Origin of the sequence: Shigella sp. FC1967 (genome assembly GCF_001743005.1) — a bacterium.
Taxonomy (GTDB): domain Bacteria; phylum Pseudomonadota; class Gammaproteobacteria; order Enterobacterales; family Enterobacteriaceae; genus Proteus.
This window is the reverse complement of the sequence record NZ_MIIZ01000493.1, coordinates 1-209: the sequence shown is the minus strand read 5'-3', so window position 1 is coordinate 209 and position 209 is coordinate 1. Positions and strand designations below refer to the sequence as shown.

The window sequence follows — 209 nt, the reverse complement described above, 5'->3', positions numbered from 1 at the left end:
GTGTCGGATATTGATTGACGCATTGATATCTCGGTCATGTTCAACTCCACATTCAGGGCATTGCCAGATACGCTTATGTAGTGGCATTTCTGACATTTTTATGACCGCAACAATGACAGGTTTTCGAACTGGCAAACCATTGATCCAGTTTTACCAGATGGACGCCTTTTTCTGCGGCTTTATATTCCAGCTTTGTGATAAAACCATGC

1 pseudogene is annotated in these 209 nt (G+C 42.6%); it reads right to left on the bottom strand.

The annotated features are described in order from the left end of the window. Nucleotides 1-209: pseudogene (locus BHE89_RS04255) on the bottom strand (zinc ribbon domain-containing protein); the annotation flags it as partial.